The organism is Bacillus sp. SJS, from assembly GCF_000732485.2.
Taxonomy (GTDB): Bacteria; Bacillota; Bacilli; order Bacillales; family Bacillaceae; genus Metabacillus_B; species Metabacillus_B sediminis.
The window spans coordinates 1-26,399 of record NZ_JAQV02000002.1; the positions used below are offsets into that span (position 1 = coordinate 1).

The following is a 26,399-nucleotide window of genomic DNA, read 5'->3' on the forward strand; positions in this document are numbered from 1 at the left end:
TGCCTGGCATTCTTGCCTGGCATCAGTCCTTTTCCCTGCAATGCCTGGCATTCTTGCCTGGCAACCTCCCCCTTTCCTTGCAATGCCTGGCATTCTTGCCTGGCAACCTCCCTCTTTCCCTGTAATGCCTGACATTCTTGCCTGGCAACGGCCCTTTTTTCGTCCCGGCATCAGGTTTCCTCATCAAAGCACAGTTTATGGAGTTTCCCGCATTCTTCGAACAAACATAAAGCCTGCCGATTTTGCCGGCAGGCTTTATGTAACTTCCGATTAGACAGCTTTCATTTCAGCCGCTCTTTTGATGAGACTATCAATACCTCTGATTTCAGCATGCAGCAGCCATTGCTGGGCCATCGCAAGATCGATGTTCAGAACGGCTTCTTCGATTGCAAGCTCCAGCGGAACCTCGCAATGGATTTCAGCGAGACTTCTGGAAAGGTGGAGCATTTCTATGTCTTCTTCAATTTTCTTTCTTTGCGATGGTGTCAGCATGTGGAGGCTTTCGAGAATACCTTCAATGGAAGTGTGCTCCTGGATGAGCTTGTAGGCTGTTTTTTCGCCGATTCCTCTTACACCTGGGTAATTGTCGCTTGAGTCTCCCATCAGCCCTTTTACATCGATTAGCTTGGACGGGTGAATGCCTTTTTCCTCCTGAAACAGCTCGGAGCTGTAAATTAAATATTGTCCCATGCCTTTTTGAAGGAGGACGACCTCCACATTATCATCAAGAAGCTGCAGGAGATCGCGGTCTCCAGTGAGAATTGTGATATTCATGGAGGATTTAAATTGGCACGCAATGGTCCCGATGCAGTCATCCGCTTCGTAACCCGGTACGCCGATATTCGGAATTCCAAGTGATGCGGCGGCTTCTTTCGCCATTTCAAATTGCGGAAGAAGTTCAATCGGCGCTTCGCTGCGGTTTGCTTTATAGTTTTGGAAGGATTCTGTTCTGAAGGTTTTGCTGCCCATATCCCAGCAGCATATGACTTGCTCAGGTTTGAACGCATCGATGCTCATCAGGAGATGCTTTAAAAAGCCGCTGACAGCATTTGTTGGAGTGCCTTTGCTGTTTATCATAAAATTGCCATGAACAGATGTGGCAAAAAATGCCCGAAACAATAGTGCCATTCCATCTACAAGTAATAGGTCTGTTTTTCGTTCCATCGTATTCTCTCCTTTATTTACATAACATTATCCTACCATATCTAAGCCATGCTGCGAAACGGTAAGTGAAGGAATCTTTAGAGGAACGCTACACAGAAAAGACTGAACCCGTTAGGATTCAGTCTCTTTTTTTGGAGCTATCCAGTTTTGCCGCTTCTGCTTCTGCATAAGATGCAAATTCGTGTTCAAAACCGTTTTTCTTTTTGGCGTTGTTATTTGCCATTGCATTTGAATTAGCTGGCTTCGTTTTGCCCATTGCCGGACCGCCTTTCATGGGTGATCAAGCTTTATCATGTGCAAAAAGAGGATGAAACTTACCCGTTATTCTTCTTTTCCACGAACTCCCTTACCATTTCCGGTGTTACCGATTGGCGGAGAGGAAGATTCACTTTCTTTGCCATCGTGTTCATTTTGATTGTTATTTCATTAATTTTAGATACTGAAAAAGGCTGTTTGTTTTCGCATTTAGTGATTGCTTCTTCTATTTTTTGTTCTCTTGATGCATCTAGCTGGATAAATGTCCGAACTTCCTCATGCTGTCCCTGCGAGTGCCTGCTTATTGCTTTATGAACTTCTTCCATCAGCTGATTCTCCTCTTTTTTCCATTAGCTTGATCACTTCATTCTTTGGATCCCAGCAATGAAATGTATAGTCTGGTTTTGTTTCAAATCCGAGCCTTTTACAAAAGTACTTCATTCCCTTGCCATCCACCGCTTTCTCTGCAAGAAAATGTTTACAGGATGCGCAGCAGTGATACCTGCTCATATTGCCTCATAAAGCTCGGTGCATTCTTTATATGCCTTCTTCAGCTGTTCAGCCGAGCTTCCGTCCAGATAAAGCTCCTGTAAACCGCTGAAGTAATTTTCAGCGTCCATTCGCAGCTTTTCTGTAAGCACTTGGGCCATTTCCATCAGACTGGAACGATAAAAATCAGCAAATTCCTGTTCCCGTTCAGGTAATCGCAATGACATTTCTTTGTGAAGTGTTTCCCATACTGCTTCACTCATTTTTGTGCGCTCATTTTTTTCGAAGAAAGCCTTCGTATTCGAAAACATGCTGAGCTCGCGCTGATAGGCGGAAGCGGATTGCGTCAGGACCCCTGATACCGGCGGCGTTTCGATCGGCTGAAACTCAGGCGCAGTGAGTCCATCCAGCTTCATGATGGACGAAAGGCCCGCTGAGAGCTTTTCGGCCATATTCGTCATCTGCTGTTTTACCGTATTTTCGCATCTTAGCGTGATTGCCTGCAGTTCCTGTACAAGTCTGTAATCAGCCGCTTGAATCAGCTCATCCATTTGCACATGTAAAATGGCTTTTGCGCTTCCATCCTGGTTGAAAATACCAGGGTGGAAGTGCTCCCGGAACATTTGAGAAAATTGAAGGCCCATTCGCTGAACTAAATAGTAACATTGCTCCTTAATTTCCTGATTGACCTTCTTGATATAGTTCTCGCGGCTTTCGTTATCCAAATAGTGCATGGCTTCTGACAGTTCCTGTTTTTTCTCGTTTAGCGCCGCTGCTTTTTCATCCCCGCTCTTTTCTGATTCTTCGATATAAGAGGATAGCTGTCGGAGCATTCCGTTCATTTCGCCCTTCAATGATGAAACCGCCGTTTGAACCAGATCTGTCTCAACAAAATGAAATAAATCCTTCTTAAAGTGAGCATAGTCCGATTGCACGTCCATCGGTGTCCCTGCTAATTCATGCAAGCTGGAAATTCCGTACATCCTGGGACGGCGGACCCCTTCTTCTAAAAATTGTGATTCAATATAGTCTTTGACAAGGTCAACCTCCTGATTGCTTTTAGCCAGGTCAATGGCATTGATCAGGAAGAACATTTTATCAAGCGAGAAGGAGTCTTTTACCCTTCCAAGCTGCTGGATAAATTCTCTGTCTCCTTTAGAAAATGGATGATTGTAATAGGTCACATACAGCAGAGCATCGCATTGTTTAATAAATTGAAATGCAACATTCGTATGCCGTTTGTTCAAGGAATCAGCTCCCGGGGTATCCACGAGTGTGATTCCTCTCCTCGTCAGCGGGCAATCATAGTAAATAACCGCTTCTTCTGTTAAAATGGCGAGGCTTTCCTCAGATACAAAGGGAGAAAAATGATCCACATCTGTCCAATGAACAGCTTCTTCTCCCCATTCATTTCTTATGAGGCCTTCACTGTATATGGTCAATACGGCCCTTTTGGAATCGTCAAGTCTGCTGTCAGACAATGCACGCGTGATCGCTTCCAGAAGTCCTGAATACTGATTGCCTGCAGCGGAGAAGTCTGGAATCATTTCTTTTATTTCAGACACTAGCTGCCCAACAGATTTCCTCCTTACCGCAACGCTTCCATGTAAATGCTCGTTTGTAACAGGAACAATTCTGTTTATGGCTGCAGTCGTTGGATTTGGTGAGGATGGCAGCACTTTTCCTCCCAGAAGAGCATTTGCCGCTGAAGACTTGCCTGCACTAAAAGCTCCAAACAGCGCGATGGTAAAGGTCCGGTCTTTAAGTCGGCTGGATTTCTCACTAATTAACTGCTGCCTTCCCTCAAGCCCTTTTACCCGGCCGGCAGCTGCCGCCATTTCTTCGGCATGTTTAATGACACGTTCGGTATTTACCGAAGCCGTTTCAGAAGAGTATTCATTACCGGAATTCCCGTCAATCAGTACCTGCTTTTTCCTCTTTTCTTTAACAGGTATTTGACTTCCTGCTGTGCGTGATTTTTTCTGAAGCTGCCATTCGTTCTGATCCGCTTCTGCAGGCAGTTCATGACGCAGAATTTTGAGAAGATAGTCTCTTTGCTCGATAATCTTAATGATTTTTAATAGCTTTTCATCTGTATCATCCATTTCGTCCTTCAGGCGCTGCTGCCTTTGCAATTGCTCATTGTCTGCAGAAATGCGCATAGCTTTTTCCATTATGCTGTCTAAAATCGTTTGAGCTTGCTTTTTAGAAGCATTCTTCACATTTTCAGCCAATATTTTTGTATAGTTCATCACATATTCAGGTGTGGCATCAGCACCAGGCTGCAGGGAGCTGTTTGCTATATCCATTAAGTCTGCTGTAGCAAACGAGGAAACCTCTTCGTCTATGCCGCTGTCCTGTAAATCCAGCGCTCTGACCGTTTTTAATAAAATATCTTTCAAGTGCCAGTCAATTTGCGAAGAAACAAGGTCCTTTAAAGCTGCTGAAAAATCCCCTGTTCTCTTTTCGATTTCTTCGCCGGTCTTTTTCCTCGCAAAAAACATCCCTGCCTTAAAGCCTGGTTTCTTTGCTTCCACGTACTGTTTTGCCTGCTCCCTCATTTCAAAAGGAGTGATATTGGCATTAGCGAGAACCTTCGCTATTTCGGCCTTTGCGTTCGTCCATCCGGCCGTTATCGATTGCTTTTTCATCTCCATCTGCAATTGAATTGCCTGGTGCTCTTCCGAAAGCTGCTTCCATCGGGCCTCTGCAGCCGCTTTTTCTTCAGCCCTAACGCCCTCCTGATTTTCAAGAAAGCGGATATGGGCTTGAATAACCAGCTTTCCTTGAGCCGATTCACTCCGCTTATCCCTGTCGCTAAGCTGCTTTTCAACTGTTTTTTTCACTTGCTCAAGCTCATTATCCGGATGATTGAGATCTTTCATCGTGGTGTAAAAAATTCTGCTGCTCATTAGTCCGATTTCCTGGAAGCTCTCTTCGATTCGGACTTTAAATTGCGTAAAAGGAAGCTCTTCTTCCTGGTGCTTATCAATTTGATTCACGATCAAAGCCGCTTCCTGCCCGTCTTCAATCAGCCGCTTTAAAAATTCAAGCGTACCTTCCGACTGAACATGGTTGTAGTCTGTTACATAAAAAATATAATCAGCCGCATGAAGGGCGGAAACCGTTGATTCCATATGGGATGCATCATTGGAATCTACACCCGGTGTATCAATTAGCGCAACCGCTTCAGGCAAAAGCTGAGAAGGCTTCCAAATATGTATTTTGGCAATTTGATCTCCTTCTTTAGCATACTGCTGCAGTTCTTCGAGCTCCATATCGGGATTTGCTTCAATCTGCTCACCTGCATGTGTTTCAAGCATAATTCTTTTTTTTCCGCGCCTGATATAAACGAGGTTCGCACTTGTCGGAATCGGACTTGCCGGCAAAATCTCCTCTTCAAGCAGTGTATTGAGCAGTGTTGATTTACCTGCAGAAAAATGCCCTGTAAAAGCAATTTGTTTTTCTCTGCTGATTGATTTTTCAATCAGGTCATCGAGCTTTGAAGCCGATGTGAAATCATTTGAATGGCTCATTTCGGTTTGAATGGCAATGAGCGGTTTTATTGCAGAATCCTGCTGAGATACAGCCATTGAAAATACCCCTTTTGAACGTTCTTTTCCTTCTATTTTACTGAAAAATTAACGGATCGGCATCTATTTTTCTAAAAAAGCTTTCGCAGCACAAAAAAACTGCCCTTAAGGCAGTTCACGTTTAACCGGCATCTACTTTTTTCATAATCACTTTAGCTAAGGTCACATAAAGAATAATAGTTGCAGCAATCATTGTAAAAAGCATACGAATTACCTCCGCCATCTAATTGAGAACTGTTTTCATCTACTTTCACGATATCATGAATGGTAAGAGAATTCAATAGCTATTCAGTTTCTGACTGGTCCATGAGGCGAAAAGCGGATTGATAATTTGTATGCGCTTTTAATGCTCTTTCTTCGGCCGGAATTCGAACGGAGAGCATCATCACATTTAATATGGTAAACAGAATCGCTGTCCCATAGGCTTCAAAAAGAAGCGGGAAAAAGAGGATTTCAGCTGTTACCGCTACATAATTCGGATGCCTGAAATATTGATAAGGGCCTGTTATGACCACCTGTTCCTCTGGCATTAAAATAATTTTTGTGTTCCACCTGATACCAAGGGAAGCAATCGCCCAGTAGCGGATTGCCTGAGAAAAAAAGATGACCGGAACGAAAACCATCCATATCGGGGATATCGTTCTGTGAAGGAGCAGCACTTCTGCGATGAGCGAAAGCAAAAAGGCAGCATGCATGCAAACCATGTAGGGATAATGTTCCTGACCGTATTCGATTCCTCCCTGGCTTTTAAGCTTCTTTTCATTTGATCTCGCTATGATCAGTTCAGAGATCCGCTGCAAAACAATTACAAAAAGAATGATAAGAACCGTCATGACGTTTCCTCCCAGCTAATCAGCAAAAGCTCTGCGCAAAAGCCAGGACCTAAAGCGCCTGATAGGGAGAGCTGCGGTTTTTCCCGGTACGTATCCTTCATTGCTTTTTCAATCACGTAAAAAACGGTAGCGGAGGACATATTTCCGTGCATTTTTAGGATGTCCCGGCTATGGGAAATCGCGTCTTCATCAAGATTCAATGTCTTTAAATACGCATCGAGCACCTTTTTTCCTCCAGGGTGAGCCAAAAACATTCCAATTTGCTCCGGTTCAGTTTGCTCTTCCTGTAAAAACGTCCGGACATTTGGTCCAAGCCACCCTTGAATAATCGATGGAATATCACGTGAAAAAATGACATGGAGTCCATCATTTTGAACATCCCACCCCATGACCTCCTCTGAGTTTCTCATGAAAACTGAACGGGACGCCTCCAATTTCGGAATAAAACGAAGCTTCGAGTTGTTGACTGCATGCGATCTGTTTCCCGCAACTAGCATGCACGCAATTCCGTCTGCAAAAAGGGAGGTACCGATTAGATTGCTTTTCGTTAAGTCTCCCCGCTGAAAGGTCAGGCTGCACAATTCAACAGCTAAAACGAGAACGGCAGCCTCGGGATAGGCATTGCAATAGTCCAGAGCCCGGGATAAGCCGGAAGCGCCTCCTGCACAGCCAAGTCCCCATATTGGAATTCTCTTGATATTTTCTTTAAATGGGAGCTTATTTATGATTCTTGCGTCGATACTTGGGGTGGAAAGACCGGTTGTTGAGATGAAGAAGATAGCATCTATCTCCGAATAGTCCAGAGGCTTATGCAAGAATTCCCTGCTGGTGAGCGCTTTTTCAACCGCATGAACACCATGTTCAACAGAGTGCTTGATGTAGCGGCTGTTTTTATCCTCAAAATCATGGTCACTTGTATACCAGTCCAAAGGCTCTACAAATTGACGTGATTCTATTTCTCCATTTTGGAACGCCTTCAAAAGCCTTGGAAGATCTTTAAAAGATCCTTCAAACATTTTTTCCGCAAATTGAGCGCCGGTTTCCTGATCTACATGATATGGCGGTATGGATATACCGCAGGAAAGTATGTATCCCATAGTTTGCACACCCTTTTAAGTAATCTCTTTGTTGACCATTGGTTTATTTTCTTAGGCTCTGTTAAAGCCTGGCGCTGATTTTTATCACTTGTTGATTGGAGCGGAAGGCGTGAGACTCCTAGCTTTAGAACAGCGGGACAGGTGAGATCCCGCTGCCGCCAAGCGCGAGGAGGCTCACGAGTTTCTGCTATGAAAAGTCAGCCGTTTGTTCGTAAAAAGTTCTAAGTAATTAAGGATACTATTTCCAATACCTGTCATACTCATTCAAAAAAAAGAATCAGGTTTAACCCGATTCTTAAAATCCCCGTTTTAAATATTTTCAGTATTTTTCAAAAAAATAAGCCATATGGATTTCATCATCGTATTTTCCATTTAAGTAGACCTGATCCTTTTGAACGCCCTCTATAACAAAGCCTGTTTTCTCATATAGCTTCACTGCCACCTCGTTACTCTTAAACACTGTAAGACAAAGCTTATGAAGCTGATGAGCTTGGCACCATTCCAGCGTGTAGTTCATCGCTTCCTTTCCGATGCCTAACCCTTGCGCTGAGCTTGTCAGCCATGTACGGAAAAGACCGGTATGTCTCTTCATTTTTAGTTCACCTCTGAGGACTCTTGCAATGCCGATGACTTCACCCTCTAATTCAACAGCAGCATACATATGATCTTTTTCCTTAATTTCTTTAATGAATTCCCGTTCCTCCTCAAGCGTTCTAACCTGTTCCTTTTGTATGTAAACACCAGACCGGACAACACTCTCCGCTGCCTTGATGATTTGTGCGGCATCCTCAAGGACAACTGGACGGATGATTACGGTCCGGCCGTCCTTCGCTGTAAATTTATTAGTTTTTTCTTCCTTTAGCATGGTTCATCAGCTCCTTACCCTTTTTTATGTTTGCCATCGAGTAAATGATTTATTATACATCGTTCGACAAATACTTTCAAAAACCGTATTCTTCCGAGCGTATTCTGTGGTATGATGAATTCGAAAATATAAGCCGGAGGAACTATTTTTATGACAGAATATACTTATAACCTCATTATAACTAGTACGTTTGAATCAATAAAAACAATGGTCCCCGGTACTTTTCATTACGAACTGGAAAACAGCCGTCTCTCAACCGCCGCTGTTCAGGTCGGCATCATCGGTGAAGTGAAGGGCAGCCTGCTTATTGAGGGCAATGAAGATGTTTTCAAAGATTTCGGACTGAAGCTTTACGGTATGGCACTCGAAGGTGAAATGCTGTCATCTTTTATTGGAGAATTTGCGAATATGGTAGCTGGACAAATGGCCACCAATCTTTCTTCAAAAGGAATGAAACTGGATATCACTCCGCCTAGGCTGCTGGAAGATACATTGGGGTTCAATCCATATAGCCACAAACAGGAAGGACCCCTAAAAGTTTCTTTTTCTGAAAGCAGCCTTTGAACATGACTGGCATACAAAAAAGATCCCGCTTAAACAGCTGGGATCTTTTTTCATGACATGATTTAATTATTCAGCACCCGTGCTTCAAATTCTTGCTCTTTGCTTTTCACAGGGCGGACATTAAGCAGCAGGTTAAGGAGAATTGCAGCAGCACTGCCTACAACAATCCCGTTGCTTGTAAGTATTTTGAAAGCTTCAGGAAGCTGCGAGAACATATCCGGAACGGCGGTTACTCCCATACCAATGCCAACAGAGCAGGCGATAATCAGCAAATTTTCCTGTGAAGAAAAGTCTACTCTCGATAGCATTTTAATCCCGTATGCTATGACCATCCCAAACATCGCAACCATCGCTCCGCCGAGTACAGGTGATGGAATAATCGTTGTAAAGGCTGCAATTTTAGGAACAAGTCCCAGCAGGGCAAGCATGATGCCAGCCGTCATAATAACTTTTCTTTTTTTCACTCCTGAAAGCTGAATCAGTCCTACATTTTGTGAATAAGCCGTATAAGGAAAGGCATTAAATAAGCCGCCAAGAAGGTAAGCAATTCCTTCGGCACGGTATCCTTTTGCTAAATCCTTCTCATCGATTTCTCTTTCACATATATCCGCTACTGCGATATAAACACCCGTTGATTCAATCATGCTTACAATCGCCACCAAAATCATCGTGACAATCGGGGCCCATTCAAAGGATGGTGCTCCAAAATAAAACGGCTGCAGCCCAGATATCCAGGATGCTTCATGTACTGCCTGGAAATTGACCATTCCCATAAACGAACCCGCAATGGTACCCGCGGCTAGTCCAATCAAGATCGAGACGGAGCGAATGAATCCTTTTGTAAAACGGAACAGCAAAATGATGAGCAGCAGTACGCCAAATGCAAGTGCAAGATTTGAACCAGCACCAAAATCTTTGCTGCCTTCTCCACCAGCCATATTTCCCATCGCTACAGGAATCAGAGTAATTCCAATAATCGTTACAACTGAACCCGTAACAACCGGCGGAAAAAACTGGGCAATCTTGCTGAAAGCACCTGCGAAGATTAAAATAAACAATCCTGATGCCAATATAGCTCCATAAACTGCGGAAATTCCGTAATCAGTACCTATGGCAATCATCGGACCTACAGCTGTAAATGTACAGCCAAGGACGATTGGAAGTCCAATTCCAAAGAAGCGATTCGAAAGAACCTGGAGGAGTGTCGCCACCCCGCACATGAAAATATCGATAGAAACGAGATACGTCAATTGCTGGCCGCTTAGGCCGAGTGAGCTCCCTACAATCAGAGGTACAATCATGGCACCCGCATACATGGCTAAAACATGCTGCATCGCCAGGGATGCCGTTTTACCTGCCGTTAATTTCATATCGTCACTTCCTCTGCAAATGTCACTTCCCTATTTGCAAGAGAAGAAATTCTTGCGAGGGATTCCACTTTCACTCCCAGATTCCTTAATTCTGCTCCGCCATCCTGGAACGCTTTTTCTATCACAATTCCAATTCCGGCAAGCTTTGCACCCGATTGTGCCGTGATTTCCATTAGCCCCTTTGCGGCCTGTCCATTCGCAAGAAAATCATCAATAATCAGGACAGTATCACCAGCCTTCAGGTGATTGCCTGAGACCGCAATCGGATTTTCCTCTTGTTTTGTAAAAGAGTATACACTTGCCGTTAGCAGGTTTTCTGTTAATGTGAGCGATTTTCTTTTTCTAGCAAAAACAACTGGTACACCCAAAAACAATCCTGTCATGACAGACGGGGCGATTCCTGAGGACTCCAGTGTCAGGATTTTCGTAATTCCTTCCTTTTTAAACCGGTCTGCAAATTCTTTTCCAATTTCCTGCATTAGGACAGGATCGATCTGATGATTTAAAAAGGAATCTACTTTCAGCACCTGCTCATTCAAAACTGTGCCCTCATCTTTTATTTTTTGTTTTAGTAACTGCATGTGTGTAACCCCTCTCTATTCGTTTGAGGCGATGTATACAAAAAAAAAGACATCGCCTACTATGAAGTAAGCAATGCCTATAGAAACCTGAATAGCATTCAGGTTGATCCGCACGTTCGCTTACTCATAGTCGGATCATTTACGGTAATCCGGTAGAAACTTGCAGGCCATATCCCTGCGATTATATGAGTGCAATTGAATTACTATGGATTATAGCATTAATTGTCGAACATGAAAAGATTTACGAACAAAAAAGTATGGAGTATTAAAATTGTTCGCTTTTTCTAAAAACTTTTTTGTGGAACCCTGCGGGAAAGCAGGAAGGATGAGATGTCACACCCGCGTTGCCCATTTGCGGTGTGAACGGTCCTCTAGAAAGGGTTTTAAAAGGCTGATTGCAGCCAGCCGGGCAGGCGGTGAGCGTTTTGCAAAAGCTGCAAATCTTCCACTCCAATAATTATTCAAAGCACCTATATAAAAACACACCTCCCCGGAATGCTCAAACAGCTTCCCGGGGGGTGTGCTTTTAATACCGTTCCTCACTGCAGGTCTTTTCGGATAGCCCTGCTGTTTAAAGTGAATATAGTTTCGTGTATTTTTCCTCCAAAAAGTCAATCAGGTAGGTAGGGTTGAGTTCTTCCCCTGTCACCTCCATCAGAAGCTGCAGCGGTTTTTTCGTTTTTCCGTATTGATGGATGCGTTCAGACAACCAGGCAAGAATACCGGAAAGTTCTCCTTTTTCTATCCGTTCTTCAAGGTCCGGCAGGTCTTTTAGCATGGATTCGCGGATTTGCGCTGCATACAGGAGGCCAAGTGCATAGGAAGGGAAATAGCCGAAGCTGCCCCCTGACCAATGGACATCCTGCAGCACTCCTTTTGCATCATTAGGAGGGGTCACCCCTAAATATTCCTCATACTTTTCATTCCAAACGCGCGGCAGATCCGCTACTGCCAGATTTCCGTTAAATAGTTCCTTCTCAATTTCATATCGGATCATAATATGAAGCGGATACGTCAGTTCATCCGCCTCTATTCGGATTAAAGAAGGCTTTGACTCATTTATAGCAAAGTAAAAGTCCTCTAAAGAAACGCTGTTCAGCTGCTCTGGTGAGAATTCTCTAAGTGTCTCATAGTGCCTTTTCCAAAAACCAAAGCTCCGTCCTACGAAATTTTCATAAAACAGCGACTGTGATTCATGGATGCCATAGGATGTTCCGCTGCAAAGCAGCGTGCCTTCCAGATCGGCAGAAATATTTTGTTCATAAAGGGCGTGCCCGCATTCATGGATGGTACCGAAAATAGCGGTGCGGAAGTCATTCACATCATATTTCGTTGTAACCCTTACGTCACTGCGGTTCAGGGAAATCTGGAACGGATGAACTGTTTCATCCAAACGGCCTGCTGAAAAATCATAGCCTAGTTCTTTTAGGAAAAACTCGCTCGCTTTTCTCTGGCCTTCTACTGGAAAGGTTTGATAAATAAATGATGTATCCGGCTGTTTGTTTGAACCTGCAATCCTTTTAACAAGAGGAACAATTTGTTCTCTTAAGCTATTAAAAACACGATCCAGAATGTCCGTCGTCATGCCAGGCTCATAAAAATCAAGCAAAGTATTATAAGGAGTTCCTTCATAGCCCCAATACGTTAAAAATTTCTTGTTTGCTTCAATTAACTTCTCGAGGTATGGAGCAAACAATGAAAAATCCGACGTTTCCTTCGCAGTCTCCCAGACAGACTCCGCCTTTGTCTGAAGCATCACATACTCGGCGTATTCTTTTTCAGGAATCTTTTCATACTTTTTATATTCCTTCATCGATTCTTCTACGGCTGCCGAGGTTTTCACTGACAGCTCTTCTTGAATACTAAGCTGATCAAGCAATTCTTTCATTTCATTTGAAGTTTTCAAACGGAAGACTTCAGATGAAAGGACGCCAATGGTTTTTGATCGCTGATCGACAGCTTTTTTCGGTGCTCCGGTGCGCAGATCCCAAAACATGACATTCAATGCCTCATTATAGCTTTCTATTTTTTGCAGCAGATCGTAAAAACGAATTTCTATTGCATTCTCGTTCATCTATGTATCCCCCTCTTATTCTTGCTGGAAAATTCCCACTTTTAGATTAATCGAAAAAAGAAAAGGATGTCAATCTATTCCTCAGGCAGAAGAGATTGGTTCGGCTTATTTTTAACCTTTTTTACAGGAGGCAGCAATCTCCGTTTTTAAGAGCTTCTGGCTGATCCCGCAACTTTGCGCCTTGTTAAAAGCCGTTATGAGCAAAATAAAAAAAATCCAAGATCACTCATACTGCGAGCGCGCTTGGATTTTTTCCTATCGTGTTATTAGACTCATGCTGCGTCCCTGTCAGCCAATCTCCCTATCCATCTTAGGTGTAACCGGCAGGACTTCATGTATGGCTTTAAGTGTTTCAGCTGATTGTCCTTCATCAATGAATATGCAAGCTGAGCCTGAATCGGATCCTGAACGTATTAACCGTCCAAGACCTTGCCGGAGCCTTAAAATCATATATGGCAAGTCCACTTGGGTGAATGCATCTTTCGAGTGGTTTCGTTTCGACTCAAATACCGGATCAGCTGGAGGGAATGGCAATGACCAGATGATGAGATTTGATAGCGATTCGCCTGGTACATCAAGACCTTCCCACAGGTTTACCGTGCATAGTACAGAGCTTGCATCTCTTTGAAACTTTGATACCGTTTCGCTTATTTCGTTATCGCCTTCAAAGTAGATCGGGAAGCTGAACTGACCAGGATCTAAACGATCCCTGAACCAATTCAATTCTTTTAACGAAGGGAAAAGAATCAATGATTTCCCTTGACTCTTTATTAACGATTTTTTGACTTTGTCCAGCTTTGCTTCAGCGGTTTCCTGATTATAGATGTAAAGCTCCATTTGTTCATCATAGTCAAAAGGAGAATCCACAGTGAAGGAAAGGTAGTCAGATATTCCAAGACTGCTTGCCATATAGTCGAATGATTTTCCGCTTGACAGAGTTGCAGATGAGAAAATGACCGGCTTATTGCTGCTGAATACTTTCTCCTTCAGCACTTCTTCAACGGTCCTCGGCATAATGACGAGGCAAAGGTCTGCGCCCTGGCTTTCGGTCCATGAAACGGCGTGGTTTCCTTTATTGAATAACTGAAAAGAGTATTCCATCTGTTCAAGCGTTTCTTCTGCAATCTTCAGCTCGAATGGGTCAATTGTATAGAGTTCACCTTCAAATACAAGGGCTTCGCCAATTTGCTCGAGAGCAGACTGCAGCTGCATGCCTGTTTGCTTTAATTTAGCACTGCTTATAATTTCATAGCGTTCCGAATCGTTTGCTTTCACAGAAGAATCATCCAGCAAACTGAAAAATTCATCATTGATCATGAGTGCATCTTCTACTAGGTTCGCAAATTCTTCTCTGATTTCGTTTTGCAGGAGGCGTTCCAGGCTTGCTTCAAGCGTGCTTTTTCTTACCCTGTACGTCAGCGCTTTTTGTGCTGCAAATTCCAGCAGATGCCCTTCATCAAATACGACACTGCTGTGCTCAGGAAGAAACGGCAAATGCCCTTCCCGCTTTCTTGATTCAGCCGTCCACACATGCTCCATGTAGAAATCATGGGAGCAGATAATCAGATCTGCCGCTTTGCGGTAATGGTCTCTAGAAAGCGTCAAACCGCAGCGCTGCCGCAGCTCACAGGTCTGGCAGTCCTGGAAGGGATCCCAGGAAATACGTTTCCACTCATTATCCGATACATCCGGATACTGCTTCCGGTCGCCATATGGAGTGTAGCGCTGCAAGCCGCTTGGCTGATGTACAAAGTCCGGCAATTCTTCGTGTATTTGATCGAATTTTTCGTTGTCTTCTTTTTCTACCGTGTCTTTCAGCTTTTTCGCACACAAATATTGATCCTGCGATTTACTTAATCTGGCATCTACAGTCAAATCCAAATGCTTGGCGATTTTACGGATATCGCCTTCTTCTTTAACAAGCTGCTCAATCAGCGTTTCATCTGCACAAGCAATAACGGCAGGCTTACCGGTATATCTCGCATAGGCAATAGTAAAAAGCAAATAGACTAGTGTTTTTCCAGTTCCGACACCGGCTTCAGCAAAAATCGTTTTCTTTTCTTTGAAGGCTCTTTCAAGCTGAAAAGCCATAAAAATCTGTTCATCCCGTAAATCAAAACCCTTTTCGGGCAATATGTCATAAAAAACGTCACCAATCCAATTGGATAATCCTTCATAGAACGTTTCATCTTTAGATATAGGAAATGGCAATCGGGCAGTTGTCATGTATATACACCGTTCCTCTTTATGAATTCAGAACTCTAATTGTACCATGCAGCTCTCTGCCCTGCAACTGATGAGCTAGACGGAGATACACCCTGGAATACTAATTCACATTGAGTCCATTTTTCATTTCCCAAACGCCTGAATACGGACCCATATGATTCCGTCAGCCTTTCAAGTCCGCTTTTTTACTCCATCAAATCCCGCTGTATGTCTCATATGGAGCGGTGCCACAGGCAGGCGCCTGTCCCCTCAAATTTTACTGTACTAAAGCTCAGGCACCCTCGCTTCAAAGCCTTGATACATAAGGGCTGGACGCATAATGCCTCTGTCCCCCGGTGCGTTGAAGCAGAACGGCACTGGCACCACCCGCTAATCCTAATCCACATCGAATCATCCCCTTAACAGTCAAAAAGAGGAACCTTAAGCTTGGTTCCTCTTGGGTGCGGATGATTTAATCAAGCCTCTCAGCGAGCTCAATTCTTATCATACAAAGTATGAATGATTAGTTTCCTCTCCAGTGAAGAAGCGTGGGAGATTGCGTGAAGCAAATCTTCCCTTGCTGTCCCAATGGATTGGACTGCTGCACTGTCAGCTGACTGGTCTGACAAGTGTTCAAACGAACGGTTCAGCGCATTCGTGATCCGCTGAAATTCTTCATTGCCCAGCATAAACGGCTTCACTCCTTTTTGCACAGATACTTGCAGTTTATGCCGGGCACAGACACTTTATACGTTTCTTGGAGGTCTAGGACCCCAAAATTGATAATAATCCGTTCGAAGAAAACCATTAAACAGCTTTCGTTTTTTTGTTGCCTTTTTCCCATAAAACTTTTCGAAGTCAGGATGGGACGTAAGCATATAAACAGACCAGGTGTCAATTCCGTTGAATGCCTGTCCCATCTGCCTGTACATGTGCTCTACTTCCTTTTTATCACCTAAACGCTCGCCATACGGAGGATTACCGACAACCACTCCGTACTCCAAAGGAGAGGTAAAGTCCCTAACCTGCATCTGTTTAAATTGAATTAAATCAGCCAGACCGGCTTCTTCCGCATTTTCTTTCGCAATTCCGATCATCCTGTGATCAATATCACTGCCGAAAATTTCAAGCTTCTGATCATAATTTGCCAGATCCTCAGCTTCCATTCTAGCTTCTCTCCATACGTCTTTTCCAATCCAGTCCCACTGCTCTGACGCGAACTCGCGATTGAAGCCCGGTGCGATGTTTTGACCAATTAAAGCTGCCTCCATCGGAATCGTTCCGGAACCGCAGAAAGGATCCGCAAAGGGTTTATCAGGATTCCAATTCGTCAGCATCACAAGAGCAGCTGCCAGCGTTTCTTTTAACGGTGCTTCTCCCTGCCCGATCCGGAAACCTCTTTTATGCAGTCCTGTACCTGATGCATCAATTGTAAGTGTGCAGATATCCTTATGCAGGGCGACTTCAATACGGTAAAGCGGACCGTTTTCGTCAAACCAGCCGGATTGTTTTTTATAATGCTTCTTTAGCTTTTCAACGACTGCTTTTTTAACAATGCTTTGGCAATCGGGTACAGAAAACAGCTTGGACTTGACCGATTTCCCGATAACCGGAAATTCGGCGTTCTCCGGTATGTAATCGCCCCAGTTTAAGGCTTTTGTTTGTTCAAAAAGATCATCAAACGTTTCAGCTTTAAATTCTCCAACCTTTATTTTAATCCGGTCCGCCGTGCGAAGCCAAAGATTGGAACGCGCGATTGCTTTGGCGTCACCCTTAAAAATAACTTTCCCATTTTCCGTTTCGTGTTTATATCCAAGATCCCCTACCTCTTTGGCTACAAGCGCTTCAAGCCCCATAGCGGAGGTGGCGATCAGAGTAACATCCTTCATTATTGCAGCTCCCCATTCCTTTGAAATGGCGGCGCCGAATCGACGTGCGCCCGTACATATTGTAACGAAAAAGCTCTCCTGTCACAAGGAGAGCCATGCATTCATCATATAGTGGATAACTTTTACCTAATAACGTTCGATAAGCCATGTTTTGTTCCTTCGTACTGCAAACGGCTGTCGCCTCGTACTCAGGCGGCAATCATCTATCTACAGAGACAAACTGCTCTGTCTTTCCCTTTGTTCAATTTCTCCGGGAAAATGCCCCTACCATTATTTGGGTTTCTCGCTCGAGGGGTTTACCGCGTTCCACTCCTGCAATTTCTTGCAGGACTACGTCACTGTGGCACTTTCAGAGTATTAAAGCCATATTCCAAATGGAACTTAGGCTCGTTCCCCGCCGTTAGTCCAGAAATTCCAGACTACCCTGGCTTATGAATTCGCCAGGCACGAACACTACGGGCATCTCAGCACCGTGCGAGCATGGACTTTCCTCTGCAGCCCTAAAGACTGCAGCGATTACCTGAACGTCATTATTTAGTTAGCCGCTGTTAACAGCAATGTAAATTATAACGGGTTATAATACAAAAATCAATAGCTGATTTTGGAAGACCGTCTTTTGTATGTATTAATCGTACAACTTGCTTCCAAATACATGTTTTTCAAGGTTGGACAATCTTTTCAGAATGTCAAAGTTCGTTGTATTGGTTTGTGCAGGCTGCTTTTTATATGCTTCTTCAAGCTGCTTCTTCAATCGAAGATTTTCCTGTTGAAGCTCTTCTATTTCCTGGTGGAATGTCTCATAATCCTTGATGATATAATCAAGATATTTATCCACATCTTCTTGTCTGTATCCTCTTACAGAGGTTTTAAATTCTTTTTCAAGTATTTCTTTGGCCGTCAGCTTCACTTTGTCAGAAAGCATCTCTTTCACCCCGATCGAAAATGGTTACTTCATATTTTTTCAGAAATCCTTCCAAATGTCAATTTCCCCAATAAAGTATGTTTTTAAACAAAGGCTTGTTTCGCAAACTTTGAAGCAGGGAAATAGAATTTGCTGTGGTTATGGCTGGGTTTTTGTTCCTGCTACTCTGTTCATTGGCGGCGGGTATGCTCGTCGCCTGTCACGCTTCTCCAGCCTGCTCATCCTTTTTTAGGTAAGCCTTAGTAATTGAATTATTCTTCATCCTGAAGGTCCTCTACGATGTTTTGAAGATCATAAAAGGTAAAGGCCTTAATGGTATATTCGTTTGCGGATTTCATTTTACGGGCGGTTTCCAGCATAAATTTAGGAGAGCCTGGTTTTTCTTCATCGTAAATAAGCAGCAATCCGTCCGTTTTTTGAATGAAAAATTGGTTTTTCATGATAAATTGCTTTGGGTTTTCATATGGACGCTTCGTGATGCTGTCGACGAAATCCGCCTCCATAAGAACACGTTCATATTGTTCTTTGTTTGCTTCCTTCCACTTTTCCTCTTGATTTAAAAAGGGTGTAAGGACGGCAAGGTTAAGCTGAGGATACTCGAGCCTCAGTTCGATGACCACTTCTGCTGCCCACAGCTCGACACCGAGCTGGCCGCTGATTACGACCCACTCAAGCCCCTCATCTAAAAGAACCTTCAATTCTTTTTCAATCAGCTTTTTTATGTAAAAAACTGCCGGATGGCTTTTTGAAAACACACCAAGCTCATGCGGCTTATATCCCGTGATCGCAATTGTTTTCATCTTTATCACCTGTAGAATAAGTAAAGGAGCTGATGATGTCAGCTCCTTCCTGAATCTTAGCGCGGTCCCGGTCCGCTGCAGTTAAAGTGCTGGTGGGATACCTCGTTCACAGCAGATTGCGTTTGCGGATGATAGTGCAAATGCTGATACATCTGATGGTTAACGTTAGTAGTGTGCTGAGGATGGATATGGGGCACTGCCGTAGTTGAATAGGTATTATGCACACAGCATTGAGTAGGGTGCACGATAGGCGGCATCATACAAGGTCTTCTTCCAAACATTTTCTCCACTCCCTTAGATAAATATCTTGCTTTCCATACAAGTTATGTGAAAGGGAGTATACATGTACTATTACAAATACCTATTTTTTTGTACAAATTAGAGATAAGCGTAAAACGTTTCTTTAAAAGCAGTAAAAACATAGACCGTAACAAGCAAAACAACAAAAAACAGGTAGAAAACACCTTTATGCATTGAGCATTCTCCTAACAGATGATTGGCTTACAGTCATCTATTTTACATGGTTCAGCACCGTTCTACAATTATTGTTTTGACTTGTTTGAAAATGTCACACAAATGTTAAAAATTTGGCGGAATTTCTCAATTCCTGCGCTTGCCCGGGGAATAATTTCGTAATAATTTCCTGTTTAACCGTTCTTTGCGCTTATTTCCCTCCGCTAAAATGGAATCTATGGCAGGAAGCTTCGCCAGCCTGTTCAGTTCTTTCGCGGACGCCATGGCTGCTTCTGTCCACTTTAAGGCGAGATCATTGTTTTTATCAGCATGCTCATAATACATTGCCAGCTGGATAGAGGCATCAATTTTTAATTTCCCTGAATCATTTGCTGCAATATCTTCCCATGCCTGAACGGCTGCCGGCCAATTTTTTTCCTTCTTCTGTTTAAGCGCCAGCTTGTACTTTGCGTCAAAGGACTTTTTATCGCCCCTTAGTGCAATTGCTTCGTACTCCTTTAATGCCGCCGAGTGCTCCCCTGCTGTTTCATACCATCTTGCTACTTCATACTGCTCAATTTCATCTCCAGCTTGACCGGACCCGATATTTAAAAGGCTGTTTGATAAATGTGTGTAAAGTGTAATCAGTGTCAGTACATCAAGTTCATTGTGCTTTAAAATTCCTTTCAGCACCGATTCATCCTGTGTCTGGACATAGTGCTGATAAATAATCGGCGCCAAATAACCGGGCACATCGTCTTCCCTTTTGATATGGAGCATTTCCGATTCGACATTCACAAGCTTCAATGCATACTCTTTATGCTTCCACAGCCTTCTTGAAGCATGGTAAAGATCAAAATGGCCAAACGACGGAAGCTCTGGGACAAACTCGCGGATTAAGGTATGCCTTGTTTTTACCTGGGGCCAATCAAATGATTTACCATTATAGGTTACAAGGGTTGTAATATCTACATATTTCAAAAAATCCTTATATAGGGCAACTTCATGTCCCGGTTTTGGCAGCAGGTGCTGCCGGACTGTTACTTCATTTTCTGAAAACGAAGCATGCCCAAGCAGAAAAATCATGTTTCCCGTTCCTCCGCCAAGCCCAGTTGTTTCCGTATCGAAAAAGAATAAATCCTCCGTACGATGTCCTTTGGCTGAAAGCGGATGATTCAAGGAACTCTCATTCCACCTTTTTACCGCATCAGCACAGTCCTGCAATTTGTACAATCCATGCTGATAATCAAGCGGATAAGAAATTTCACGGAGCAGGCAGTAATCCTCCCCGTATTTTACCGCTTTTAATTCTGACTTATTTTCATCTCCCGCTGGTTCCGGTTTCACAGGCAGAGACGGCTGTTCAGGAGGCGCCTCGGAGATGATATGGTTTTTAAGACGGTTTAACTTGTTTTTTAATGACATGGTTTTCCCTCAAATCTTTCAAAAGAGTGAGCGTATCCAGCTTTTGTGACTCCATGCTCCCATCCGTGCCAACACAGGATGGGCATCCTTGTTCGCATGGGCATGCGTAAATCAAGTCATGGCTTTCGGCCACAAGTTCATGAAATTGTTCAAAAATCTTTTTTGACAGCCCCACTCCACCGGGATACCGGTCATAGAGGAAAACAGTCGGGAGCTCGTTATGAGATGCTTTTACCTGGGGAACGACGTGAAGGTCTGATGGGTCGCACATGACCTTTAAAGGTGCAATATGGCGAAAAACATTTGCCATTCCCATTAACGCCTCTTCAACCCGGTCCTCTGTCCAATCCCGGTTCTCCATCTTCAAGCTGAGCCAGGCTGAATTGGTATGAAGAATTTCTTCAGGCAATGAGATCGGGCCAGATCCGATATTTTCGTGCGTATCGAATTTAATTTTTTTGAAAATAGTTGCCATTGCCTGTACAGCTACATCTCCAAATCCAGTTTCATACTCCCCTTTGGAGCCGGTTAAATCGGTTTCTAAAACCTTAAGCTGGACAGCAAGGTTCGCATCTGTATAGTAATCGGTCTTCACTTCTCTGACAAATGCTTTTTTCTCCTCCCAATCGAGAAGCTCTACCTGAAATTGAATTCCCTGGTGCAGGTAAATCGCTTCATCATGAAGGAGCGTCATAGCGCTGAACCTGTCCATCTCACCAATCACTTTGACTGCTGAAATATCCGACTGATCAATGATGACCACATTTTCCTGGGAAGCGGACCGGAGCGAGATATTGTGTGCGGGAAACGAGGCATTCATCCAATGGAACTGCCCCCTGTTCTGAACGAGTACATGTTCTTCAGCCAAATACTCGAGGATCTCCGTAATATCAGAAGCTCCAAATGTATCCTGTTCTTTAAAAGGAAGCTCAAATGCCGCGCATTTGATGTGATCGACTAAGACAATGAGATTATCAGGATCAATGACTGCAGTTTCAGGATTCTGCTCAAAAAAGTAATCCGGATTTTGAATGATGTACTGATCCAGGGGGTTTGAACTTGCCACCATGACAATAAAGGCCTCTCCATGACGTCTTCCAGCTCTGCCTGCCTGCTGCCAGGCACTTGCAATCGTTCCTGGATATCCCGTCATAATACATGTCTGAAGCTGTCCGATATCCACCCCAAGCTCCAGTGCATTTGTGCTGACGACGCCAATGATCTCACCGGACCTTAACCCCTTTTCAATTTCCCGTCTTTGCTTCGGAAGGTAGCCGCCCCGATAGCCTCTGATCGTTTTTGGACCTAATTTTTTCTTAATCAGCTCCTGCAAATACGTCAGAATAATTTCCACCCTTACCCGGCTTCTTGCAAATACGATAGTTTGTATGCCATTGCTCAGGAAATGACCGGCAAGATCGCGGACTTCAAGTGTAGCGCTTTTCCTTATATTCATTGCTTTGTTTACAATTGGGGGATTATAGAATACAAAATGTTTTCTTCCTGATGGAGCTCCATTGTTGTCAATCAGCTCCATCCTGCTTCCAGTAAGCCTCTCGCCAAGTTCTTTCGGATTCGCGATGGTTGCTGATGTGCATATAAAGATTGGCTCGCTTCCATAATACCTGCAAATACGCATAAGCCTTCTGATCACGTTCGCAACATGGCTGCCGAAAATGCCTCTGTACGTATGCAATTCATCGATTACAATGTATTTCAGATTTTCAAACAATGAGACCCATTTTGTATGGTGGGGCAATATCGCAGAATGAAGCATATCCGGGTTCGTCATGACGATATGTCCCGCCTTGCGAATTAACTGACGGATGGCAGGCGAAGTGTCTCCATCATATGTATAAGAGTTTATAGACGCATCCATAGACTGAATCAGTTCATTCATTTCACTTTTTTGATCCTGGGCCAATGCCTTTGTCGGAAAGAGATAAAGGGCCCGGTTTTCGGATTTTTCCAGCACACTTTGAAGAACAGGGAGGTTATAGCAAAGGGTTTTCCCCGAAGCTGTAGGAGTGACCGCAACAAAGCTCGTTCCATTTCTAGCTGCTGCATACGCTGTGCTTTGGTGAGTGTAGAGTTCCTGTATCCCTCTCGAATGAAGGGCCTCAAGCAGCTTTGGATGCACATCTTCCGGCATAGGAGCCATTTTCGCCTCACGCGGTTCAAGCGTTCTCCAGTGAACAATTTTTTCTTTAAACGCTTCATCCTTTTTCAGCCATTCAACAAGCTGGTCCATCGTTTTTTTCTTAAACAATACGATCACCTCTTTCCTGCTATTGTATCGAATACACGTTCGTTTTCATACCCTTTTTTTCTTATAGCGTTTTTAAACCTGGCTGTTGATTGCAGCTAGCAGGTGATCGTTTATCCTTGGGCGGGCGGTGAGCCTCCTCCTCGCTTCGCGACTGCGGGTTCTCATCTGTCCAGCTGCTCTAAGCAGGAATCTCGCGCCTTCCACTCCAATCAACACCATGTTTTACCGAGCCTTACCTATAAAAAAAGGCCCCATTTCAGGGAGCCTCGGCTATATTTTATTTTGCTTTCACTTCGAAAATTTTTGTTTTGCCTAGATCGGTTTCTTGGGCATCAGCTTTTTCCACGGATTCCAGTATGTCGCCATTTGTTATGACAATCGGAGTGATGGTGCTTGATGCTTTTTCATTGATGAGTCCAAGATCGCATGAAATAAGAAGATCTCCAACAGAAACCTTGTCCCCTTCTTTCACATGTGCTTCAAAACCTTCTCCATTCATACTGACCGTTTCAAGTCCGATATGAATCAGGAGTTCCATCCCTATTTCTGAGCGAAGACCAATCGCATGCTTTGTATGGAACAGCTGAATCACTTCACCATTTACAGGGGCAACTACTTTTCCTTCTGCTGGAATAATAGCAGCTCCATCACCCATCATTTTTTGAGAAAACACCGGATCCGGAACCTCTTCCAGAGGGACTAGCTTTCCTTGCATTGGAGCATAAACCGTTTCATCTCTTGAAATTTCTTCTTTTTTTCCAAAAAGTTTTTTGAACATTTTCAATTCCTCCTACCGGAATGGTCCTTATTAAACATACCCGGGAATTCTGCAAATAAACACATGAAGAGCACCGGACAGTCCGAAAAACGTGTATGTACAGGATTATTAAAGCATAAAGCGTTGCCGGATACAATCTATAACCTTTTTTCATTCTTTGCATATAGTAAGATAGCCCATTGAAAAGAGGTTTGAGATAAATGGATGATAAAAACAACAAAAATCAGACGCCGGAATTACTTGGTTTTGACCTGGATCTTTCCAAGGCTGTAGACCATTTTTTTCATTCTTCGCCTGTAAAGCATTTTTTAAGACAGTTTGAAGAAGTTCTCCTTCAAAACGCATCCTTTCCTTATATGGATATGCAGGCATTCCAAACGGAAAATGAAGTGATTGTCGAAGCAAGTCTGCCGCCTGTTTCCATGAATGATATCGATATTGAAGTAAACGGCCGCACATTGACCCTTGAAATTGATCATAAAGTTCAGCACTCTGCTTCCAGTGAGAAAGCTTATTATTCACAATCAACCACATATAGCCATTTTTCAAGATCGGTTTATCTGCCAGCTGAAGCGGATGACAGTCAGATGATTACTGCCTTGCATGAAGGAAAGCTGATGATTCGTATGCCCAAAAAATGACGCGTCCCCCGCGTCTTTTTTTTGCATGGAGGGAAAGGTTCCGCAAATACTATGTCAAGGAGGCGAATTTATATGACAAATTATAATAAGAACATGCCGGATTTTAAACAGCTGAACGATCGGTTAATAGCCGAACCTTCCCCCTCCCCTTCCATTGTAGCCGTGATTGGAAATGAGAAGCCCTCTGAACAGATGGAAACAGTCAAGGGTAAGCCAGGCCGATGAAAAAGCCATCCATGCTAAGGAGTTATTCAGACACAGATGCTGAAAAAGTAAAAAGAGCTAACTCTAATTCAGGCTTGTCTTATAAAGAAGTCCTGAATAAATTAGCACGTGAAATGGAATATAATAAGCATTAATCATTAGTTCCGGCTTTCCAAAATTCAGCTGGGAAAGCCGGATTGCCATTTCCTATTTGAAAAAACCTGTCACTCCCTTGAATAAGGAACTCATCTGGTTAACGGCACTCATCATTTGCCCGGCAGTATCCATCATTTTATTGTAATCATATTGTCCATTCGATTTTTTGAATTGAGACATAACGTTTTGCATACCTGAGGCCTGCGGCTGCTTTGGAAAGGGTCCTTGCTTCGGATATGGATAAGGGTATGGAGATTGAGGCTGAAAGGCTGTATTCGGAGTGTATTGGGCAAGATTCTGCATATACGGAAGCCCGGGCTGGACTGGCTGGTATTGATATAGCTGCTGCTGATAACAAGGATTTGCCTGCTGATAGGCTTCGTATGGATATGCATGCTGCTGATAGACCGGCATCTGGCTTCCCCAGGATGCTTCTCTGCTTAAGCGTCTCCTTCTGATTCTTGGATTCGGCGCTTCACTGCCTTCTGTATCATATGGATAAAACATAAATGACTTCCCTCCTAGTCTTGTTCCCGCATGTCAATTCAATTGATGAAAGACGGACGGATTGGGCTAATAACCAGTTTATTCAAATTCATCGTAAAGGTTCTTGGGAAGATCATTACTCATAACACAGAAGGGAAATCCGCATACTACTCAGGAAGGAGGAGATGAAATGGGCAGAGGACAGCATTTTAACCATAAGCAAAAAGGACATGAACCCGAACAGCCGGAATACGGACAAAACGTTCCCCCAAAACAGGATGAGAGCAAAGGATACGCCATAGAGCCAGTAGCCAGTGAAGGCGACCGTCCAGTTGAAATAAAAGAGTGAAGTTCTAGTTTAAAGGTAAGTTGAGCGTTCTAAGAAGCCCAGCTTAGAATAATTTAGAGGCCCGGAAGCGCAGATTGAGCATTTCCGGGTTTTGTTTTCCTTTCCTGATTGTGAGCGGGTTTTAAATTTTGCCTAAACCAGTCCATTTTCAAAACCCGAAAGCTGCTTTCTGGACAGCCCCTTCATGGACGCTGCTGTTTAGTCTGTACTCCCATACGACCCTGCACTCCCCTCATGCGTTTTTTGGACTGAAATGCAAAAAGCCGGCATCAGGCCAGCTTTTTAAGGTTTGGATTTTTCAAGCCACTCAATGACGGAGTTGACGACATAATCAACGGATTCCTTTGTGTTTTTATAACGGAGGGATTTTGCTTTCGGATCAAAGGATTGGAGAATTTGCTGTTGGATATTCTCTACAGTAGACTCCAGCTGAGATGGATGGATGTGTTTAGGCCGATCGGTTTTATACCGTTCAGCAAGGAGATCCTTCCAATCGTTCGCAACATTAGATCCTTCCTCAAATACAGGCTTTATGTGTGCGTAAAAATCATAAGCTGTTTCACTTTCTTTTCCTGCTAAAAATCTTGCAAGGGATTCTTCATTTATTTGTTTTAGCTTATAGGATAATTCTAATTCGATATTCAAACAGGTTCACCTCTTTAAATATCATAGCAGAACGTGATTATGAATGAAACGATGTATTCAGAACAAAGGAGCCCTCTATCGGCCATTTCCTCTCAGCCGAAGCAAGACGTGCTGTATATTCGATATTATCCATTAAATCCGCCACGTTATTTGCTTTGGCAATCACAGCTTGCTCTTTGCTTAGACTCTCCGTCCGGATCGATGATCCCATCTTTTCTTCCAGCCTTGCCATATCCTCTTCAATGTCTTTAAGAAGATCCTCAATTTCTTTGCGGTCAATTAATTTCCCCAT

Annotated in this window: 26 protein-coding genes, 1 other RNA gene and 1 riboswitch; of the genes, 4 read left to right on the forward strand and 23 right to left on the reverse strand. The window is 43.5% G+C overall.

Annotated elements, in window-relative coordinates; genetic code table 11:
- Window positions 1-270 precede the first annotated feature (270 nt).
- The 7 genes from AS29_RS00325 to AS29_RS00355 all read right to left on the reverse strand — a co-directional run bounded on the left by AS29_RS00325 (window position 271) and on the right by AS29_RS00355 (window position 8,296).
- On the reverse strand, window positions 271-1,164 hold the full coding sequence (locus AS29_RS00325; protein WP_035408782.1) for a 5'-3' exonuclease: 894 nt from the start codon (window positions 1,162-1,164) through the stop codon (window positions 271-273).
- A gap of 118 nt (window positions 1,165-1,282) precedes the next feature.
- The gene (locus tag AS29_RS21510; protein ID WP_197491556.1) at window positions 1,283-1,420 is read right to left on the reverse strand and encodes a hypothetical protein; all 138 of its coding nucleotides are present in this window, start codon (window positions 1,418-1,420) and stop codon (window positions 1,283-1,285) included.
- A gap of 58 nt (window positions 1,421-1,478) precedes the next feature.
- Window positions 1,479-1,745 (reverse strand): DUF2533 family protein, encoded by a 267-nt coding sequence (locus tag AS29_RS00330; RefSeq protein ID WP_035408780.1) that lies wholly within the window; start codon window positions 1,743-1,745, stop codon window positions 1,479-1,481.
- Between the two features lie 180 nt (window positions 1,746-1,925).
- On the reverse strand, window positions 1,926-5,501 hold the full coding sequence (locus AS29_RS00340) for a dynamin family protein (RefSeq protein ID WP_035408775.1): 3,576 nt from the start codon (window positions 5,499-5,501) through the stop codon (window positions 1,926-1,928).
- Between the two features lie 284 nt (window positions 5,502-5,785).
- The gene (locus AS29_RS00345; RefSeq protein WP_035408772.1) at window positions 5,786-6,334 is read right to left on the reverse strand and encodes an isoprenylcysteine carboxyl methyltransferase family protein; all 549 of its coding nucleotides are present in this window, start codon (window positions 6,332-6,334) and stop codon (window positions 5,786-5,788) included.
- Window positions 6,331-7,431, reverse strand: coding sequence for a type III polyketide synthase (locus AS29_RS00350; protein WP_035408768.1), 1,101 nt, complete (start codon window positions 7,429-7,431; stop codon window positions 6,331-6,333). Before AS29_RS00350 ends, AS29_RS00345 begins: the two co-directional genes overlap by 4 nt.
- Window positions 7,432-7,750: 319 nt before the next feature.
- Entirely contained in the window at window positions 7,751-8,296 is a 546-nt protein-coding gene (locus tag AS29_RS00355) for a GNAT family N-acetyltransferase (RefSeq protein ID WP_035408767.1), read from the reverse strand.
- A 150-nt stretch (window positions 8,297-8,446) separates the two neighbouring features.
- On the opposite strand from AS29_RS00355, the gene AS29_RS00360 reads away from it, so the two are divergent.
- Window positions 8,447-8,860 (forward strand): chemotaxis protein CheX, encoded by a 414-nt coding sequence (locus tag AS29_RS00360; protein ID WP_051860713.1) that lies wholly within the window; start codon window positions 8,447-8,449, stop codon window positions 8,858-8,860.
- A 62-nt stretch (window positions 8,861-8,922) separates the two neighbouring features.
- On the opposite strand, the gene AS29_RS00365 is transcribed toward AS29_RS00360, so the two are convergent.
- From AS29_RS00365 to AS29_RS00425, 13 genes are all read right to left on the reverse strand, one after another.
- Window positions 8,923-10,230 carry a nucleobase:cation symporter-2 family protein gene (locus tag AS29_RS00365; RefSeq protein WP_035408764.1) on the reverse strand — a complete coding sequence of 436 codons (1,308 nt, stop codon included), beginning with the start codon at window positions 10,228-10,230 and terminating at the stop codon, window positions 8,923-8,925.
- Entirely contained in the window at window positions 10,227-10,811 is a 585-nt protein-coding gene (locus AS29_RS00370; protein ID WP_035408762.1) for a xanthine phosphoribosyltransferase, read from the reverse strand. Before AS29_RS00370 ends, AS29_RS00365 begins: the two co-directional genes overlap by 4 nt.
- A 107-nt stretch (window positions 10,812-10,918) precedes the next feature.
- A riboswitch (purine riboswitch) is annotated at window positions 10,919-11,020 on the reverse strand.
- Window positions 11,021-11,382: 362 nt separating this feature from the next.
- A complete protein-coding gene (locus AS29_RS00380) occupies window positions 11,383-12,885 on the reverse strand; it encodes a carboxypeptidase M32 (protein WP_035408759.1) in 1,503 nt (500 codons plus the stop codon).
- 288 nt (window positions 12,886-13,173) lie between these two features.
- Window positions 13,174-15,111: an ATP-dependent DNA helicase gene (locus AS29_RS00385; protein ID WP_035408757.1), complete on the reverse strand. Its 1,938-nt coding sequence runs from the start codon at window positions 15,109-15,111 to the stop codon at window positions 13,174-13,176.
- Window positions 15,112-15,584: 473 nt separating this feature from the next.
- Entirely contained in the window at window positions 15,585-15,779 is a 195-nt protein-coding gene (locus tag AS29_RS00390; protein ID WP_035408755.1) for a hypothetical protein, read from the reverse strand.
- Between the two features lie 57 nt (window positions 15,780-15,836).
- On the reverse strand, window positions 15,837-16,979 hold the full coding sequence (locus AS29_RS00395; RefSeq protein WP_035408753.1) for a THUMP domain-containing class I SAM-dependent RNA methyltransferase: 1,143 nt from the start codon (window positions 16,977-16,979) through the stop codon (window positions 15,837-15,839).
- A gap of 135 nt (window positions 16,980-17,114) precedes the next feature.
- An RNA gene (gene rnpB / locus AS29_RS00400) (RNase P RNA component class B) lies at window positions 17,115-17,507 on the reverse strand.
- A gap of 97 nt (window positions 17,508-17,604) precedes the next feature.
- Window positions 17,605-17,901, reverse strand: coding sequence for a cell division regulator GpsB (gene gpsB / locus AS29_RS00405; RefSeq protein ID WP_035408751.1), 297 nt, complete (start codon window positions 17,899-17,901; stop codon window positions 17,605-17,607).
- Window positions 17,902-18,152: 251 nt separating this feature from the next.
- Window positions 18,153-18,701 carry a DUF1273 domain-containing protein gene (locus AS29_RS00410; RefSeq protein WP_035408748.1) on the reverse strand — a complete coding sequence of 183 codons (549 nt, stop codon included), beginning with the start codon at window positions 18,699-18,701 and terminating at the stop codon, window positions 18,153-18,155.
- Window positions 18,702-18,757: 56 nt separating this feature from the next.
- Window positions 18,758-18,982 carry a CotD family spore coat protein gene (locus AS29_RS20870; RefSeq protein WP_082883677.1) on the reverse strand — a complete coding sequence of 75 codons (225 nt, stop codon included), beginning with the start codon at window positions 18,980-18,982 and terminating at the stop codon, window positions 18,758-18,760.
- Window positions 18,983-19,301: 319 nt separating this feature from the next.
- Window positions 19,302-20,579, reverse strand: a complete 1,278-nt coding sequence (locus AS29_RS00415; RefSeq protein WP_035408838.1) for a ribonuclease H-like domain-containing protein — start codon at window positions 20,577-20,579, stop codon at window positions 19,302-19,304.
- The gene (locus tag AS29_RS00420) at window positions 20,548-22,830 is read right to left on the reverse strand and encodes a DEAD/DEAH box helicase (protein ID WP_035408835.1); all 2,283 of its coding nucleotides are present in this window, start codon (window positions 22,828-22,830) and stop codon (window positions 20,548-20,550) included. Before AS29_RS00420 ends, AS29_RS00415 begins: the two co-directional genes overlap by 32 nt.
- A 295-nt stretch (window positions 22,831-23,125) precedes the next feature.
- Complete coding sequence (locus AS29_RS00425; protein ID WP_035408746.1) at window positions 23,126-23,626, reverse strand: PTS sugar transporter subunit IIA; 501 nt, start codon at window positions 23,624-23,626, stop codon at window positions 23,126-23,128.
- A 200-nt stretch (window positions 23,627-23,826) separates the two neighbouring features.
- On the opposite strand from AS29_RS00425, the gene AS29_RS00430 reads away from it, so the two are divergent.
- Both AS29_RS00430 and AS29_RS21170 read left to right on the forward strand, forming a co-directional pair.
- Entirely contained in the window at window positions 23,827-24,267 is a 441-nt protein-coding gene (locus AS29_RS00430) for an Hsp20/alpha crystallin family protein (RefSeq protein WP_035408744.1), read from the forward strand.
- 72 nt (window positions 24,268-24,339) lie between these two features.
- Window positions 24,340-24,492 carry a hypothetical protein gene (locus AS29_RS21170; protein ID WP_156505821.1) on the forward strand — a complete coding sequence of 51 codons (153 nt, stop codon included), beginning with the start codon at window positions 24,340-24,342 and terminating at the stop codon, window positions 24,490-24,492.
- 186 nt (window positions 24,493-24,678) lie between these two features.
- Here AS29_RS21170 and AS29_RS00435 read toward each other — a convergent pair whose 3' ends face one another.
- Entirely contained in the window at window positions 24,679-25,134 is a 456-nt protein-coding gene (locus tag AS29_RS00435; RefSeq protein ID WP_051860712.1) for a YppG family protein, read from the reverse strand.
- Window positions 25,135-25,303: 169 nt separating this feature from the next.
- Between AS29_RS00435 and AS29_RS21515 the strand changes: the two genes are divergently transcribed.
- On the forward strand, window positions 25,304-25,462 hold the full coding sequence (locus AS29_RS21515) for a hypothetical protein (RefSeq protein ID WP_197491557.1): 159 nt from the start codon (window positions 25,304-25,306) through the stop codon (window positions 25,460-25,462).
- 282 nt (window positions 25,463-25,744) lie between these two features.
- Here AS29_RS21515 and AS29_RS00440 read toward each other — a convergent pair whose 3' ends face one another.
- Both AS29_RS00440 and AS29_RS00445 read right to left on the reverse strand, forming a co-directional pair.
- Window positions 25,745-26,107, reverse strand: coding sequence for a DUF1798 family protein (locus AS29_RS00440; RefSeq protein WP_035408741.1), 363 nt, complete (start codon window positions 26,105-26,107; stop codon window positions 25,745-25,747).
- A gap of 37 nt (window positions 26,108-26,144) precedes the next feature.
- Window positions 26,145-26,399, reverse strand: a complete 255-nt coding sequence (locus AS29_RS00445) for a hypothetical protein (protein ID WP_035408738.1) — start codon at window positions 26,397-26,399, stop codon at window positions 26,145-26,147.

Bases quoted from the DNA above. Each gene is read 5' to 3' on its own strand.
- AS29_RS00425 (WP_035408746.1), bottom strand. From the start codon at position 23,626: ATGTTCAAAAAACTTTTTGGAAAAAAAGAAGAAATTTCAAGAGATGAA.
- AS29_RS00360 (WP_051860713.1), top strand. From the start codon at position 8,447: ATGACAGAATATACTTATAACCTCATTATAACTAGTACGTTTGAATCA.
- AS29_RS00325 (WP_035408782.1), bottom strand. From the start codon at position 1,164: ATGGAACGAAAAACAGACCTATTACTTGTAGATGGAATGGCACTATTG.
- AS29_RS00415 (WP_035408838.1), bottom strand. From the start codon at position 20,579: ATGTCATTAAAAAACAAGTTAAACCGTCTTAAAAACCATATCATCTCC.
- AS29_RS00395 (WP_035408753.1), bottom strand. From the start codon at position 16,979: ATGAAGGATGTTACTCTGATCGCCACCTCCGCTATGGGGCTTGAAGCG.
- AS29_RS00350 (WP_035408768.1), bottom strand. From the start codon at position 7,431: ATGGGATACATACTTTCCTGCGGTATATCCATACCGCCATATCATGTA.
- AS29_RS00420 (WP_035408835.1), bottom strand. From the start codon at position 22,830: ATGGACCAGCTTGTTGAATGGCTGAAAAAGGATGAAGCGTTTAAAGAA.
- AS29_RS00445 (WP_035408738.1), bottom strand. From the start codon at position 26,399: ATGGGGAAATTAATTGACCGCAAAGAAATTGAGGATCTTCTTAAAGAC.
- AS29_RS00380 (WP_035408759.1), bottom strand. From the start codon at position 12,885: ATGAACGAGAATGCAATAGAAATTCGTTTTTACGATCTGCTGCAAAAA.
- AS29_RS00345 (WP_035408772.1), bottom strand. From the start codon at position 6,334: ATGACGGTTCTTATCATTCTTTTTGTAATTGTTTTGCAGCGGATCTCT.
- AS29_RS00430 (WP_035408744.1), top strand. From the start codon at position 23,827: ATGGATGATAAAAACAACAAAAATCAGACGCCGGAATTACTTGGTTTT.
- AS29_RS20870 (WP_082883677.1), bottom strand. From the start codon at position 18,982: ATGTTTGGAAGAAGACCTTGTATGATGCCGCCTATCGTGCACCCTACT.
- AS29_RS00410 (WP_035408748.1), bottom strand. From the start codon at position 18,701: ATGAAAACAATTGCGATCACGGGATATAAGCCGCATGAGCTTGGTGTG.
- AS29_RS00390 (WP_035408755.1), bottom strand. From the start codon at position 15,779: ATGCTGGGCAATGAAGAATTTCAGCGGATCACGAATGCGCTGAACCGT.
- AS29_RS00370 (WP_035408762.1), bottom strand. From the start codon at position 10,811: ATGCAGTTACTAAAACAAAAAATAAAAGATGAGGGCACAGTTTTGAAT.
- AS29_RS00355 (WP_035408767.1), bottom strand. From the start codon at position 8,296: ATGCTAAAGGAAGAAAAAACTAATAAATTTACAGCGAAGGACGGCCGG.
- AS29_RS21170 (WP_156505821.1), top strand. From the start codon at position 24,340: ATGACAAATTATAATAAGAACATGCCGGATTTTAAACAGCTGAACGAT.
- AS29_RS00340 (WP_035408775.1), bottom strand. From the start codon at position 5,501: ATGGCTGTATCTCAGCAGGATTCTGCAATAAAACCGCTCATTGCCATT.
- AS29_RS00365 (WP_035408764.1), bottom strand. From the start codon at position 10,230: ATGAAATTAACGGCAGGTAAAACGGCATCCCTGGCGATGCAGCATGTT.
- AS29_RS00385 (WP_035408757.1), bottom strand. From the start codon at position 15,111: ATGACAACTGCCCGATTGCCATTTCCTATATCTAAAGATGAAACGTTC.
- AS29_RS21515 (WP_197491557.1), top strand. From the start codon at position 25,304: ATGGGCAGAGGACAGCATTTTAACCATAAGCAAAAAGGACATGAACCC.
- AS29_RS00330 (WP_035408780.1), bottom strand. From the start codon at position 1,745: ATGGAAGAAGTTCATAAAGCAATAAGCAGGCACTCGCAGGGACAGCAT.
- AS29_RS00435 (WP_051860712.1), bottom strand. From the start codon at position 25,134: ATGTTTTATCCATATGATACAGAAGGCAGTGAAGCGCCGAATCCAAGA.
- AS29_RS21510 (WP_197491556.1), bottom strand. From the start codon at position 1,420: ATGGGCAAAACGAAGCCAGCTAATTCAAATGCAATGGCAAATAACAAC.
- gpsB (WP_035408751.1), bottom strand. From the start codon at position 17,901: ATGCTTTCTGACAAAGTGAAGCTGACGGCCAAAGAAATACTTGAAAAA.